The sequence below is a fragment of the Streptosporangium sp. NPDC050855 genome, assembly GCF_044456585.1.
Taxonomy (GTDB): Bacteria; Actinomycetota; Actinomycetes; order Streptosporangiales; family Streptosporangiaceae; genus Streptosporangium; species Streptosporangium longisporum.
On the sequence record NZ_JBITFY010000021.1, the window covers coordinates 1 to 16,386 of the forward strand.

General features: G+C 76.0%; 4 protein-coding genes. All 4 read left to right on the forward strand.

Annotated features, from left to right (window positions below):
• A partial coding sequence (locus ACIBCT_RS32675) for an acyl carrier protein (RefSeq protein ID WP_399195239.1) occupies positions 1-627 on the forward strand: 627 nt, incomplete at its 5' end.
• A gap of 4 nt (positions 628-631) precedes the next feature.
• Positions 632-5,578 carry an SDR family NAD(P)-dependent oxidoreductase gene (locus ACIBCT_RS32680; RefSeq protein ID WP_399195241.1) on the forward strand — a complete coding sequence of 1,649 codons (4,947 nt, stop codon included), beginning with the start codon at positions 632-634 and terminating at the stop codon, positions 5,576-5,578.
• 26 nt (positions 5,579-5,604) lie between these two features.
• Positions 5,605-15,489: a beta-ketoacyl synthase N-terminal-like domain-containing protein gene (locus ACIBCT_RS32685; protein WP_399195243.1), complete on the forward strand. Its 9,885-nt coding sequence runs from the start codon at positions 5,605-5,607 to the stop codon at positions 15,487-15,489.
• Positions 15,490-15,534: 45 nt separating this feature from the next.
• Complete coding sequence (locus ACIBCT_RS32690; protein WP_399195245.1) at positions 15,535-16,386, forward strand: 3-hydroxyacyl-CoA dehydrogenase family protein; 852 nt, start codon at positions 15,535-15,537, stop codon at positions 16,384-16,386.

The window sequence follows — 16,386 nt, forward strand, 5'->3', positions numbered from 1 at the left end:
GATGCGGCCGGGTTGCGGGCCCGCGCCGAGGCCGGGGACCTGCCGCCGATGCTGCGCGGCCTCGTCCGCACCCCCCGCCGCACCGCGGGAACCGGCACGGTCACCCCGGCCGGACCCGGCGCGCTCGCCGGACGCCTGGCCGCGCTGCCCCGGCAGGACGCGCTCCGCCTCCTCGTCGACACCGTCCGCGCCCAGGTCGCCTCCGTCCTCGCGCACGGCGGCCCCGACAGCGTCGAGCTCGAACGCCCCTTCAACCAGCTCGGCTTCGACTCCCTGACCGCCGTCGAACTGCGCAACCGCCTCAACACCGACACCGGGCTCCGCCTGCCGCCCACCCTCGTCTTCGACCACCCCACCGTCAACGCCCTGGCCTCCTACCTGGCCGAGGTCCTCACCCCCGCGCCCCCCTCGGCCGAGGACACCCTGCGCGGCGCGCTGGAACAGATCGACGACCTGCTCCTGGCCGCCAACGGCGAGGGGGACGCCGTCCGCGCCCGGCTGGTGCCGATCCTGCAGGGCGCCCTCACCAGGCTCGGAGCCGCCCCCGCGGACACCGGCGGGGTGATGGCCACGATCGACTCCGCCTCCGACGAGGAGATCTTCGCCCTCATCGACAACGAACTGTGACGACATGACCGCGACAGGAAAGGCTCCGCCGATGGGGACCGAGGACAAGCTCCGCGCCTACCTCAAGCGCGTGACCGTCGAACTGGCCCAGACCCGCCGCAACCTCGCCGAGGTGGAGGAGCGACGCGACGAGCCCATCGCCGTCATCGGCATGGCCTGCCGCTACCCCGGCGGCGCGGACACCACCGAGGACTTCTGGGAACTGCTCAGGGAGGGCCGGAACGCGGCCCGCGAGATACCGGCCACCCGCTGGGACATCGACGACTACTACGACCCCGACCCGCGCGTCCCCGGCGGCATCTACACCCGCTACGGCACCTTTCTGGAGGACGTCGCCGGCTGGGACGCCGAGTTCTTCGGCCTCTCCCCCCGCGAGGCCCTGCGCATGGACCCCCAGCAGCGCATGCTCCTGGAGCTTGCCTGGGAGGGCCTGGAGAGCGCCGGCCTGTCACCGTCACGCCTGCGGGGCAGCCGCACCGGCGTCATGGTCGGCTACATGGATACCCTCCAGTACGGCAGGCTCCAGATGGAGTGGCAGGGCCGCGACGCCCTGTCCGACCCCTACCTCGGCCAGGGCGCCATCGCCAGCGTCGCGGCCGGGCGCATCGCCTACCAGCTCGACCTGATCGGCCCCACCCTCACCGTCGACACCGCCTGCTCCTCCTCGCTCATCGCCGTCCACCTGGCCGCCGAGAGCCTGCGCAGGGGAGAGTGCGACCTCGCGCTGGCGGCCGGGGCCTCCCTGTCGCTGCACCCCACGCTCTACATCCAGGCGTGCGCCGGGCTCATGATGTGCTCCGACGGCCGGTGCAAGACCTTCGACGAGAACGCCGACGGCTACGTCATGGGCGAGGGCGGCGGCCTGGTCGTGCTCGAACCGCTGTCGAAGGCCCTGGCCAACGGCCGCCGCATCCGCGCCGTGATACGCGGCTCGGCCGTCAACCAGGACGGCCGCAGCAACGGGCTCACCGCTCCCAGCCGCAAGGCCCAGGTCGACGTGATCACCCGCGCGCTCGCCGCCGCCCGCGTCACGCCCGACGAGATCGACTACGTCGAGGCGCACGGCTCCGGCACCCACCTCGGCGACGCCATCGAGCTGTCGGCGCTGCACGACGTCTTCGGCGGACGCCCCGCGGACCACCCGCTCCGCGTCGGAGCCGTCAAGACCAACATCGGCCACACCCAGGCCGCCGCCGGGGTCGCCGGGCTGATCAAGACGGTGCTCATCCTGGAGAACGAGCTGATCCCGCCCAACCTCAACCTCACCGTCCCGGCCGCAGCCATCCCCGGCGACGGCACCGTGCGGCCCGTCACCGACCCGCTGCCCCTGCCCCACCGGGACACCCCCCGGCTCGCCGGCGTCAGCTCCTTCGGGCTGTCGGGCACCAACGCCCACCTCGTCGTCCAGGCGCCCCCGTCCCCGGAGAGCCCGGCCCGCCCGGCGGGCACGACCCCGGCCGCGCCGTACGTGCTGCCGCTGTCGGCGGGCGACGAGGCGGCGCTGCGCGAGCAGGCGGACCGCCTCGCCGGCTGGCTCCAGGAGCGGCCCGGCACCGACCTGGCCGACGTCGCCCACACGCTCCAGACCGGCCGCGCCGAGCTCGACCACCGCCGCGCCGTCGTTTGCGCCGACACGGCGGAGGCCCTGCGGCGGTTGCGCTCCACCGCCGCGGACGGCCACCGCGTCAGGCGCCGCCCCCGCGTCGCGTTCCTGCTGCCCGGCGTCGGCGACCAGTACGCCGGCCTCGGCAGGGAACTGTACGCCGCCGAACCCGTCTACGCCGAGGCCGTCGACCGGTGCGTCGAGCTCGTCCACCGGCGCTCCGGCGTGGACCTGCGCCCCCTGTTCTTCCCCGGCGACGGCACCCCCGCCGCCCCCGCCGTCACCGACCTGGCCGCCCTCCTCGGCCGGACCCCCGAGAAGTCCCGCGACGACCGCGACGCCGGTGACGCCGGCGACACCGGCGACGCACACGACCCGCTCGACCGGGCCGCCACCGCCCACCCCTTCCTGTTCACCGTCGAGTACGCGCTCGCCCGCCTCCTCGCCCACTGGGGCGTCACCCCCGACCTGCTCGTCGGCTACAGCCTCGGCGAGTACGTCGCCGCCACCCTGGCCGGGGTGTTCACCCTGGAGGACGCCCTGCACGTGGTCGTCGAGCGGGCCCACCTGATCGGCACCGTGCCCGCAGGGCGCATGGTCGCGGTCGCCGCCGCGGAGGACCGCGTCCGCGCCGTCCTCACCGCGAGCGGAGCCGACGTGGACGTCGCCGCCCGCAACGGGCCCGCGATGACCGTGCTCAGCGGCCTGCCCGCCGAGATCGACGCCGCGACCGCCGCGCTCGCGGCCGACGGCCTGGCCTGCCGCCCCCTGCGCTCCGCCCACGCCTTCCACTCCACGCTGCTGCAGCCCGCCCGGGAGAAGCTCGCCGCCGTGCTGGAGGGCGTGACCATGCGTCCCCCCGCCGTCGCCATCGTGTCCAACCTCACCGGGAGCCGCCTCACCGCCGAACAGGCCACCAGCCCCTCCTACTGGGCCGACCAGCTCGTCGGCACCGTCCGCTTCGCCGACGGCGTACGGCACTGCCTGGAGCAGGAGGTGTCCGCGTTCGTCGAGCTCGGCCCCGGCCAGACGCTCGGCGGGCTGGTCCGCCAGAACCTCACCGGAGGCGGCGGCGGAGCCGCCGTCCTGGGCACGCTCGCCCCGCACTGGAACGCGGCGGGGAACCGGGACGCCCACGGCGACCTCCTGACCACCTGCGCCACGCTGTGGGAGCTCGGCGCCGACGTCACCTGGGACCTCGCCCGGCCGGGCGGCGGCCGGGTCGTCGACCTGCCCACCTACCCCTTCCAGCGCGTCCGCTTCTGGCCCGAGCCGACCCGGAACCTGCCGGAGCCCGCCCGGGCCGGGACGGCGGAACCCGCCGACCACGTCTTCGTCCCCACCTGGCGGCGCGACCCGGCCGCCCGCGCGACCCCGCCGCCCGCCCGCCCGCTGCCCGGCCCGCTCGTCGTCTTCACCGACCCCGGCGGCACCGGGACGGCACTCGCCGACCTGGCCGCCGCGTCCGGCACCCCCGTCGTCGAGGTCGTGCCCGGCACCGGGCCGCACCGCGACGGCCGCCGCCTCACCATCGACCCGGCCGACCCCGGCCAGTACGCCGAGGCGTTCGCCGGGCTCGGTGACGGGCCCGTGCACGTGGCCCACCTGTGGAGCCTGGCCGTCCCGGGCCCCGCGGCGGGCACCCCGCCCGGGGACGACGACCTGCGCGCCGCCGTCGGGCACGGCTTCGACAGCCTCATGCTCGTCCTGCAGGCACTGGGGGAGCGGCCCGCCCGGCTGCTCACCGTGACGCGGGGGGCCGCCGACATCCTCGGCGGCGACGCCGTCGCACCCCACCAGGCACTGGCCCACGGGCTGGGCCGGGCGGCCAGGCACGAGTACCCGGGCCTGACCTGGTCCGGCGCCGACCTCGATCCCGGCGATCCCGGCGATCCCGGCGATCCCGGCGATCCCGGCGACTTCCGCGACCCCGGTGACCCCGGTGACCCCGGTGCCTCGGACGCCCCGCTCGACGGCGCGGCCCGGCAGCTCCTCACCGAACTGCTCACCGAACCCGGCGCGGGCGACACCCCCGAGTCGCCCGACCCGCTCACCGGCTGGCGGCGCGGCCGGCGCTGGGTACGCGGCTGGACCCCGGTCCCCGACACGCTCCCCGCCACCGCTCCCGCCACGACCCCCGTCACGACCCCCGGCACGGACACGGAGCGCGCCGGGCAGGACCGGCCCGTCTGGCGCCCCGACGGCGCCTACCTCATCACCGGCGGCACCCGCGGCCTCGGCATGGCCCTGGCCGCGCACCTCGTCCGCTCGGGCGTCCGCCGCCTCGCCCTCCTGGCCCGTACCGCCCCGCCCGAAGGCGACGAGGGGGTCGCGCGGCTGGAGGCCGCGGGCGCCGAGGTGCTGCTGCTGACCGCCGACGCCGGGGTGCCCGACCAGCTGCGCGCCGCCCTGAAACGGGCACGGGAGCACTTCGGCCGCCTGCACGGCGTGATCCACGCGGCCGGGCTGCCCGCCGGGGGACTGCTGCTGCGCCGCACGCCCGCCGAGGCCGCCCGGGTGCTCGCCCCCAAGGTGCACGCCATGGGCCCGCTCGCCGAGCTGGTCGGCCCCGGCACCCCCGAGAGCGAGCGGCCCGAGCTGCTCGTCCTGTACTCCTCGGCCGTCACCGCGTTCGGCGGCATCGGCGAGGGCGACTACTGCGCCGCCAACACCGTGCTCGACGCCTACGGCCAGGCCCTGGCGGGCACCGCGCCCTCCACCCGGGTCGTCACCGTCGCCTGGGGCCCCTGGCGGCACGACGTCTGGCAGTCGGAACGGCTGAAGACCGCCGGGAGCCTCGCCGACAGGGTCGCCGCCTACCGCGACCGCTACGGCTTCGCCGACGAGGCCGGATGCGCCCTCCTGGACCGGATCGTCGCCGGAGGACACGGCTGCGTCATGGCCGTCCGGCAGCCGCTCCGCGAGGTGCTCGACGCCTGGACGAACATGCTCGACCTGGACGGCCTCCTGCAGTCGGCCACGGCCGCGCCGCAGGGCGAGCGCTTCCCCAGGCCCGGCCTGCGCACCGACTACACCGCCCCCAGGACCGAGGCCGAGGCCAGGATGGCCGACCTCTGGGGCGCCTACCTCGGCATCGACCGGGTCGGCGTGCACGACCCCTTCTTCGACCTGGGAGGCAACTCCCTGACGGGCATGGCCATGGTGCTCGCCATCGAAAAGGACCTCGGCCGCCCCGTCGCGCCCGCCGTGCTGTTCGAGCACCCCACCGTGGCCGCGTTCGCAGCCGCCCTGGACGGCGACGACGACCCCGGCGCCCAGGAGGCGCTCGCCGGCAGTTCCGCACGGGGGCAGCGGCGCCGCCGCGCCCGTTCCAGCAACCGCACATGAGACCGGACACGAGGACGGTAGACGTGATGGACGACATCGAGGGCCCGGGCACCGACATCGCGATCGTCGGCATGTCCGGCCGCTTCCCGGGGGCGTCCGGCGTCGCCGAGCTCTGGTCCGCGATCCGAGCCGGAGCCTCCGGGATCACCCGCTTCACCGACGACGAGCTGCGCGCCGCGGGCGTCCCCGCCGACCTCGTCGACGACCCCGCGTACGTGAAGGCCGCACCGGTCATCGACGGCGTCGAGGAGTTCGACGCGGCCTTCTTCGGGTTCGGCCCCAAGGAGGCCCAGATCCTCGACCCGCAGCACCGGCTGTTCCTGGAGCACAGCTGGGCGGCGCTGGAGGACGCGGGCTGCGACCCCAAGCGGTTCGACGGCTCCATCGGCGTGTTCGGCGGCTGCGCCCACAGCTCCTACATGCAGAACAACCTGCTGCCCAGCGGCATCACCGCGATCATGGGGGACCTCGCCGTCGGCCTGGCCAACGACAAGGACTCCCTCACCACCCGGGTGGCGCACACGATCGGCCTGTCGGGCCCCAGCTACGGCGTGCAGAGCTACTGCTCGACCTCGCTCGTCGCGGTGTGCGCCGGCGCCTCCAGCCTGGCCGGCTACGAGTGCGACCTGGCCCTGGCCGGCGGCGTCGCGGTCAACGTGCCGCAACGGGTCGGCTACCTGTACCAGCAGGGCGGCATCGCGCCTCCCGACGGCCTGTGCCGCGCCTTCGACGCGCGCGGCCTCGGCAGCCCGCTCGGCAGCGGCGTCGGCGTCGTCGCCCTGCGGCGCCTGGAGGACGCCCTCGCCGACGGCGACCAGATCTACGCGGTCATCCGGGGCTGGGCGGTCAACAACGACGGCGGGCGCAAGGTGGGCTTCACCGCGCCCGGCGTGCAGGGCCAGGCCGCCGTCATGGCCGAGGCGCTGGCCAGCGCCGACCTCGCACCGGCCGACATCGACTACGTCGAGGCGCACGGCACCGGCACCGCGCTCGGCGACGCCGCCGAGCTGGCCGCGCTCCAGCAGGTCTACGGCGGCCAGTCGCTGCTGATCGGCTCCGTCAAGCCCAACGTCGGCCACCTGGACCGCGCCGCAGGCGTCACCAACCTGATCAAGGCCGCGCTCGCCCTGCGTCACGACGAGATCCCGCCCACGCTCAACCTGTCGGAGCCCAACCCGCAGCTCGGCACCGGGGAGGCCCGCCTCGACGTGGTCACCCGGCTGCGGAGCTGGCCGCGCGAGGCCGGCCGCATCCGCCGGGCCGGGGTGAGCGCGTTCGGCATCGGCGGCACCAACGCCCACGTGGTCCTGGAGGAGGCGCCGCTGGTGCCCAGGACCGAGGAGACGCCGCGCCCGGAACCGCTGATCTGGTCGGCGCGCACGGCCGCGGCGGCCGACGAGATGACCACCCGGCTCGCCGGCCACCTCGCCGGCGACGGGAGCGGGCACCGGCTCGCCGACGTGGCCCACACCCTTCAGGCCGGACGGCAGGGGTTCGGCCACCGCAGGCTGCTGGTCGCCTCCTCCGCCGCCGAGGCCGCCGAGGCGCTGGCCGGCGGGGACGTGCTCGGCCGCGCCGAGAGCCGCGCCGACCGGCCCGTCGCCTTCCTCATCGCGGGCACCGGCGAGCAGTACCCCGGCATGGCCGCCGAGCTGTACGGGAGCGAGCCGGTCTTCCGCGAGGCGCTCGACGACTGCCGCGCGCGGCTGCGCAGGCTCATGGGCGGCACCGACCCGCTCACCGAGATGCTCACCCCCCGGACGCCCCCCGCGGACGGCGGCCTCGGCGCGCTGCTCGGCCGCGCGCCCGGACCCGCCGCCGCGACCCCGACCGCCGTCCTGCAACCGGCCCTGTTCGCGGTCGAGTACGCGCTCGCCGTGCTCGTCCGGTCCTGGGGGATCCAGCCGTCGGTGCTGGCCGGATACAGCCTCGGCGAGTACGTGGCCGCCTGCCTGGCCGGCGTGCTCTCCCTGGAGTCGGCCCTCGCCCTGGTCGCCCACCGCGCCCGCCTCATCGGCGAGCTGCCCGCGGGCGCCATGGCCGCGGTGCCGCTGGCCGCCGAGGACGTGCTGGAGCGCATCGGACGCGCGGGCATCACCGGCGTCGGCGTCGGCGCGGTCAACGGGCCCGAGCTCACCGTGCTGTCCGGCGAGGTGCGGGGCATCGCCGCCGTCAGGGCCCTGCTGGAGGCCGACGCGGTGCCGTGCCGGCCGCTGGCCACCACCCACGCCTTCCACTCCGCCATGATGGAGCCGATCCGCGAGCGGCTGACCTCCTGGATCGCCGCCAACGTGACGCTGCACGCGCCGAGCGTCCCGTACGTGTCCAACGTCACGGGCGAGCGGGCCACCGCCGAGCAGGTCACCGACCCCGCCTACTGGGCCGAGCACATGTGCGCGCCCGTCCGGTTCCACGACGTGCTGCGCACCCTGCTGCGCCAGGAGGGCGAGCCCGCGCTCCTGGAGATCGGTCCCGGCCGGTCGCTGGGCGCGATGGCGCGCGGCCACGCCGACTGCCCGCCGGAGCGCTGGCCGCTCATCGTGCCGACCCTGCCCGGCGCGAGCGACCCCGGCCCGGCCCAGGCCGTGCTCGCCGAGGCGGCGGGACGGCTCTGGCTGACGGGCGTCCCGATCGACTGGGCCGGCTACCGCCAGGACCGCCCCGTCGCCAAGGTCGGCCTCCCGACGTACCCCTTCCAGCGCGAGCGCTTCTGGGTGAACCCGCCCGCGCCCGGTGTGCCCGCCCTCCCCGGCGAACCCGCGCTCTCCCCGAACGGACGGGACCACGGCGCGTCCTCCGGCGGGACGCTCCCGGACGGCGCGTCCTCCGGCGGCGCGTCCTCCGGCGGCGCGTCCCTGGGCGGCGCGTCCTCCCCGGGCGGGGCGGCCGACGGCGCCTCGCGCACCGCGCACGTGACGCTGATGACCCCCCGCTGGGTTCCCGGCGGGACCGGCGCCCCCGGCGGGACCGGCGCGGCCGGTGCGTCCGGTGCGGCCGGCGCGGTGGGGGAGCGGCCCGCGCGCTGCGTCGTCCTGCCCGACGCCGCCGGAGCCGGTGAGGCACTGGCCCGCGCGCTGCGCGCCGAGGGCACCGAGGTCGTCACCGTCACCGCCGGGGACGCCTTCGCCGAGACGCCGGACGGCTTCACCGTCGATCCCGCCTCGCCCGCCGACCACGCCGCCCTGGCGGGCCGGCTCGGTACCCCCGGCGGCGTCACCGTGGTCGACCTGCGCCTCCTCGACCGCCCCGGCGGCGGTGACGGTGACGGCCGGGACACCCTGCCCGCCGTGGCGCGGCTGCTCGCCGCCTGGGGCGAGGAGGCCGCCGACTCCGTCCGCGTCCTCCTCGTCACCCGGGGCGGCCAGGCCGTGACCGGCGACGACCGCCCCGACCCCGGTCAGGCCGCCGCCGCGACGCTCCCCATGGTCGCCAACCAGGAGTACCTGAACCTCGACTGCGCCACCGTCGACGTGGCGGCCGACGCTGGGGCCGCCGACGTGGCCGAAGCGCTCGCCACCGAGGTCCGCCGCCCGTCCGGCGACGTCTTCGTCGCCTACCGGGACGGCTCCCGCCTGGTCCGTACCTACACCCTCGCCGAGACCGAGACCGAGACCGAGACCGAGACCGAGACCGAGACCGAGACCGAGACCGAGACCGGAACCGGGACCGAGACCGGAACCGGGACCGGAACCGGGACCGAGACCGGGACCGGGACCGAGACCGAGACCACGGCCACGGCCACGGCCGGGACGGGGACCGCGGTCACGCCCGGGGCCGATCCCGAGGAGGGGACCGGAGCCGGGGCACAGATCCGGAAGGGCGGGACCTACCTCGTCACCGGCGGACTCGGGGACGTCGGCCTGCTGCTGGCCGCGCACCTGGCCGGCGAGGGCGCCGGAAGGCTGATCCTGCTGAGCCGGGGCGGCGTGCCCGACTCCGCCGACGGCGAGGCGCACCCGCGCCGCACGGCCGTGGACGCGCTGCGCGCGCGGGGCGTCGAGGTGAGCACCCCCAGGGTGGACGTCGCCGACGCCGGCGCCCTGCGCGCGCTGCTCGCGCGGGAGAGCCGCCTGGACGGCGTCGTGCACGCCGCCGCCGTCACCACCCCCGACACCTTCGGCCCGCTGCGGGACCTCGACGACGACGGCGTCGCCCGGCACTTCGACGCCAAGGTCACCGGCGCCCTGGCGCTGGAGCGTGCCCTCGCCGGGACGGGCCTCGCACCGGACTTCTGCGTGCTGTTCTCCTCCACCTCCGCGCTGCTCGGCGGCATCACGTTCGGCAGCTACGCCGCCGCCAACGCCGCGCTGACCGCCGTCGCCCACCGCCACCACGGCGGGCCCGTACGGTGGACGGCCGCGAGCTGGGACACCTGGTCGGTGACGCTGGAGCGCATCGAGGGCGGGCTGGGCGCGGCCATGGCCGCCCACTCCATGTCCGCGGACGAGGCCCTGGCCGCCTTCGACCGGGTGCGGGCCGGAAGCGGCCCGCACGTCGTCGTGGCCGCGGGCGGCCTGGACGACCGGCTCCCCACGGCGCAGCCCGCTCCGGCCGGCGCGAGCACCGGCCCCGGCGCCGGTTCCGCGGGGGGCGCCGACCGGTTCCCGCGGCCCGAGCTGCCCCAGCCGTACTCGGCGCCGGTCTCGCAGTCCGAGCGGGACCTCGCCGGGCTCTGGTCGGAGGTGCTCGGCGTCGAGCCGGTCGGCACCCGCGACAACTTCTTCGACCTGGGCGGCAACTCCCTGGTGGCGCTGCAGATGCTGGCGCTGGTCAGGAAGCGCCACGGCGTCGCGGTGCCGACCGTGACCCTGTTCGAGGCGCCGACCGTGCGGACGCTGGCCGTCTTCCTCGACGAGCGGCGCGCCACCGCCCAGGGCTCCCCGCCGCGGCACGCCCCCGCCCCGAGGCCCGTCCGGGAGGCGCCCGTACGCGTCACCCGGCGGGCGGACGACGACCGGCGGATCGCGATCGTCGGCATGGCCGGCCGTTTCCCCGGCGCCCCGGACGTGTCCGCGTTCTGGCGGAACCTCCGCGACGGCGTCGAGTCGATCACGTTCTTCTCCGAGGAGGAGCTGGTCGCCGCCGGGGCCGACCCCGAGCAGGTGCGCGACCCCGCGTACGTGCCCGCCAGGCCGGTCCTCGACGATGTCGGCGGCTTCGACGCGTCGTTCTTCGGCATGAGCCCGCGGATGGCCGCGATCACCGACCCGCAGCAGCGGGCCTTCCTGGAGGTCTGCTGGGAGGCCCTGGAGCAGGCCGGCTACGCCGCGCCCGGGAACCGGGGCCGGGTCGGCGTGTTCGGCGGCGCCAACATCAGCACCTACCTGCTCAGGATGACCGACCACCTGCTCGGCGGCGGCCAGAAGGACTTCAGCGACTTCGAAGTGATCATGGGCAACGACAAGGACGCCCTGCCCACCACCGTCTCCTACCTGCTCGACCTGCACGGGCCCAGCGTCGCGGTGCAGACGTTCTGCTCCACCTCGCTGGTCGCCGCCCACCTGGCGGTGCAGAGCCTGCGCAACGGGGAGTGCGAGCTCGCCCTGGCCGGCGGCGTCTCCATCCGCGTGCCGGACCGGGTGGGACACCTGTACGGGCCGGGCGGGCAGGAGTCGCCCGACGGGCACGTGCGCACCTTCGACGCCCTGGCCAAAGGCAGCATGTTCGGTGACGGCGCCGCCGCCGTCCTGCTCAAGCGGCTGCCCGACGCGGTGCGCGACGGAGACCACATCTGGGCGGTGATCCGCGGCACGGCCATGAACAACGACGGCGCCCTCAAGGTCGGCTACACCGCGCCGAGCGTCGTGGGCCAGTCCCGCGTGATCGCCGACGCGATGGCCGACGCCGGAGTCACCGGCGAGGACATCAGCTACGTCGAGGCGCACGGCACCGCCACCGAGCTGGGCGACCCGATCGAGGTGGCGGCCCTCGCCCGCGCCTTCGGGCCCACCCGCGACAGCCGGTACTGCGCGATCGGCTCGGTCAAGACCAACGTCGGCCACCTCGACCGCGCGGCAGGGGCGAGCGGCCTGATCAAGACCGCGTTCTCGCTGCGCGACGGGGTGATCCCGGCCAGCCTGCACTACACCAGCCCCAACCCGGAGATCGACTTCGAGTCCGGGCCCTTCTACGTCAACACCGAGCTGTCGCCGTGGCGGACCCGCGACGGCCGGCCGCGCATCGCGGGACTCAACTCGCTCGGCATGGGGGGCACCAACGTGCACATGGTGATCGAGGAGCCGCCCGCCCGCCCCGACGCCCCGCCATCCGCCCGGCGCCACCAGGTGCTGCCGGTCTCGGCCCGCGCCGCCGCCGCGGCCGACGAGTCCTGCCGCCGCCTCGGCCGTCACCTGGCCGCCGAGCCGGACACGCGTCTCGCGGACGTGGCCTACACCCTGCAGGCCGGGCGGAAGACGTTCGAGCACCGGCGCGTGCTGGTCGCCGCCGACACCGGCACCGCCGCCGCCGCGCTGGAGAGCGGCACGGGCCTGCTCGGCCGGGTGGAGACCGCCCAGGACCGCAAGGTCGCCTTCCTGCTCGCCGGGGTCGGCGAGCAGTACCCCGGACTCGCCGGGGACCTGTACCGGCACGAGCCCGTCTTCCGCCGGGCCCTCGACGAGTGCCTCCACCTGCTGAACGAGACCCTCGACGGCCTCGACGACGGCGACGGGGCCGGCGCGGACGGCGGTGCCCGGGTCGACATCGCCGCCCTGCTGACCGGCGCCCGCACCGCGGGCCCCGGCCTGGCGGCCCTGCTGGGCCGCGAAGGTTCCCCGAACGGCACCCGCGACGGCTCCCGGAACGGCACCCGCGACGGTTCCCAGAACGGCACCCGCGACGAGCGGGCCGCGGCGCTGGCGCGTACCGAGATCGCGCAGCCCGCCCTGTTCGCCGTGGAGTACGCCCTGGCGCGCACCCTCATGGCGTGGGGCCTGCGGCCGGAGATCATGCTCGGCTACAGCCTCGGCGAGTACGTCGCGGCCTGCCTGGCGGGCGTGCTCTCCCTCGGGGACGCCGTCGCCCTGGTCGCGTACCGGGCACGGCTCATCGCCGCCCTGCCCGCCGGGTCCATGCTCGCCGTCTCCATGCCCGCCGCCACGCTGGACCGCCGCTTCCGGCTGGAGGGGCGCGGACTCGACGTCGCCGCGGTCAACGGCCCCCAGGTCACCGTCGTCGCCGGCCCCGCCGAGCCCGTCGCCGCCCTGGCCGCCGAGCTGCGCGCGGACGGGATCCCCTGCCGCCCCCTGGAGACCACCCACGCCTTCCACTCCCGCATGCTGGAACCGGCGGCCCACGACCTCACCCAGTGGATCAAGGCCAACGTCACGCTCAACCCGCCCGCCGTCCCGTACGTCTCGAACGTGACCGGTGACGTCGCGGACGCCGAGCTGGTGTGCGACCCCGGCTACTGGGCCCGGCACATGTGCGCGACCGTGCGGTTCGCCGACGGCGCCGACCGGCTGCTGGCCGACCCCGGGTCGGCCGTCGTGGAGATCGGGCCCGGCCAGTCGCTCGGCGCGCTGGTGCGCGGCGGCGGCTGCCCGCCGGAGCGATGGCCGCTGATCACGCATACCATGCCCGCCGCGGGCGACTCCACGCCCGGCGACAAGGCGCTGGCCGACTGCCTGGGACGGCTCTGGCTGTCCGGCGTCACCCTCGACTGGGACGCCTACCACGGCCGCACCTCGGCCCCGGCCGCCGAAGCCCTCGCCACCGAAGCTCTCGCCACCGCGGAGCGCACCGGAGACCCCCTCGGAGACCCCGCCGCCGACCCCGCCGACCCCGCAGCCCCCGCAGCCCCCGCCGCGGACCCCGTCGCCGGGCCGCCCGGCCGCGTCCCGCTGCCCACCTACCCCTTCCAGCGGCAGCGCCACTGGATCGACCCGCCCGCCCGCCGCGCCACGGTCGCCGCCGAGCCCGAGGACCTGTTCGAGGCCGTCGCGAGCCTGGCCAGGCTGCCCGAGGACGAGTGGCTCTACCTGCCCGTGTGGCGGCAGACCGCGGCCCCCGCCCCCGCCGCCCACGGGCCCGGCTCCCGGCTGGTCCTCACCCGCGACGGCCTCGCCGACGACGTCGCGCGACGGCTGGCCGCCGACGATGCCGACGGGGGCGACGGGGGCGACGGGGGCGACGGGGGCGACGGGGGCACCGTCACCCTGGTACGCCCGGGTGAGGCCTACGCCGCCACCCCCGGCGGGTACACGATCCGGCCCGGCAGCGTCGCCGACGCCGCCGCCCTGCTGCGCGACCTGCGCGCCGCAGGCCGTCCCCTGGAGCGGGTCGTCCACCTGTGGACGCTGGAGCCCGGGCCGCACGACCTCACCGTCGCCCGCGGCCTGCACACGCTCGTCGCGCTGGCCCGCGCCGCCGGCGAGGCGGGCATCGGCGAATGGTCGCTCGACGTGGCCGTCTCGGGCACCCAGCAGGTGCTGGGCGAGGAGGTGACCGACCCCTCGGGCGCCACCCTGACCGGCCCCTGCCTGGTGATCCCGCTGGAGTACCCGGGCGTGACCACCCGCCTCGTCGACCTGCCCGCCGCTCCGGCCGCCGCCGACCTGGACGCGCTGGCCGCGGAGCTGGCCCGCCCGCACGGCGACCGCACGGTGGCGCTGCGCCGGGGCCGGCGCTGGCTGCCCGGCCACGACCGGATGCCCGTACCGGCCGTCCCGGAGACGCTGCGCGACGGCGGCGTCTACCTGATCACCGGCGGGCTCGGCGGCATCGCGCTGGGCCTGGCCGAGCAGCTGGCGCGCGAGCGCCGCGCCCGGCTCGTGCTGCTCGCCAGGAACGGCCTGCCGCCCCGCGCCGAGTGGGAGGCCGTCCTGGACGGCCGCCAGGCGGCCGGCGAGACCGTCCGGCGGCGCGTGGCCCAGGTCGCAGCGCTGGTCGACCTCGGCGCCGAGGTCGAGGTCGTCACCGGCGACACGGCACGGGCCGAGGACGTGCGGCGCGCCGTGGAGACGGCCCTGGACCGCTTCGGCGCCCTGCACGGCGTCCTGCACGCCGCCGGGGTGCCCGCCATGGGGCTCATGCAGTTCAAGCGCCCCGAGGAGCTCGACGCGGTGCTCGCCCCCAAGGTCGAGGGCACGCTCGCGATCGCCGAGGCGCTGCGCATCGGCCGGCCCGACGAGATCGAGCTCGACTTCCTCGTCCTGTTCTCCTCCATCACCTCCGCCACCGGCGGCGGACCCGGCCAGGTCGACTACTGCGCCGCCAACGCCTACCTGGACGCCTACGCCTGCGCGCTCTCGGCCACCGGCCGCCGCGTGGTCGCCGTCGGCTGGGGCGAGTGGACCTGGAACGCCTGGGAGGCCGGGCTCGAAGGGTACGAGGAGGCGCTGCGCGACTTCTTCCGCGACAACCGGGCCCGCATCGGCATCGGGTTCGCCGACGGCTGGCGCGCCCTGCTGCGCGCCCTGGCCACCGGGGAGCCGCGCGTCGTCGTCTCCACCCAGGACTTCCCCACCCTGGTGGCCGGCAGCGCCCGGTTCACGCTGGAGGCGGTGACCTCGCCCGGGCTGGGCGGGACCGGCGGCGAGCGGCACCCCCGCCCCGAGCTGCTCACCCCCTACCAGGAACCGGCCGGCCCCACCGAGGAGACCATCGCCGCGATCTGGCAGGAGTCGCTGCGCCTGGAACGCGTCGGCGCGTCCGACAACTTCTTCGAGCTCGGCGGCAACTCCCTGCTCGGCGTCTCCATCGTGGCCGCGGTACGCCGCGCGTTCGCGCTGGACGAGCTGCCGCCGCACATCCTCTACGAGTCCCCGACCGTGGCCGCGCTCGCCCGTACCGCCGAGGCCCTCGCCTCCGGTACGGCGCCCGAGGCCGCCGACACCGGGGGCAGCCAGGTCCGCGCCCAGCTGCGCAGATCCGGCCTCGAAGCCTCGGCCGCCCGCAGACGCGGCCGCTGACCACACCCACGATAAGGAACCCACGATGATCGGAACGGAGCGCACATGAGCGTGATCGGTGTGATCGGCGCCGGTGTGATGGGCGTCGGCGTCGCGCAGAACCTCGCCCAGACGGGCCACGACGTGGTCCTGGTCGACAAGGACGAGCGCGTCCTGCAGGAGGCGCTGGCCACGATCGGCCGCAACACCCGGTTGAGCCGCCTCATGGGCGGCCCCGCCCTGGACGTCGAGGAGGTGCTGTCCCGGATCACCACCGCGGTCGGCGTCGCCAACGCGGCCAAGGCCGACCTCGTCATCGAGAACGTGACGGAGAACTGGGACGTCAAGCGGGAGGTGTACGAGACGCTGGACGCCGAGTGCGGTCCCGACACCGTCTTCGTCGTCAACACCTCCGCCATCCCCATCACCAAGGTCGCGGCCGTCACCGGGCGGCCCGACAAGGTGGTCGGCGTGCACTTCATGAACCCGGTGCCCGCCAAGCCCGCCGTGGAACTGATCCCCGGCTTCCACACCTCGCCCGACACGGTCCGGCGCACCCGGGACCTGCTGACCGCCATGGGCAAGAAGGCCATCGACGTCAAGGACTCGTGCGGGTTCGTCTCCAACCGGGTGCTGATGCTGACCGTCAACGAGGCCGCCTACCTGGTGCACGAGGGCGTGGCCGACGCCGCGTCGGTGGACGAGGTCTTCCGCAGCTGCTTCGGCCACCCGATGGGCCCGCTGGAGACGGCCGACCTCATCGGCGTCGACACCATCCTCTACAGCGTGGAGGTGCTCCACGAGCACTACGCCGACAGCAAGTACCGCCCCTGCCCCCTGCTGAAGCAGATGACCGACGCCGGGCTGCACGGACGCAAGTCCGGCCGCGGCTTCTACACCTACGAAACGCAGAACTGA

Bases quoted from the DNA above. Each gene is read 5' to 3' on its own strand.
- ACIBCT_RS32680 (WP_399195241.1), top strand. From the start codon at position 632: ATGACCGCGACAGGAAAGGCTCCGCCGATGGGGACCGAGGACAAGCTC.
- ACIBCT_RS32685 (WP_399195243.1), top strand. From the start codon at position 5,605: ATGGACGACATCGAGGGCCCGGGCACCGACATCGCGATCGTCGGCATG.
- ACIBCT_RS32690 (WP_399195245.1), top strand. From the start codon at position 15,535: ATGAGCGTGATCGGTGTGATCGGCGCCGGTGTGATGGGCGTCGGCGTC.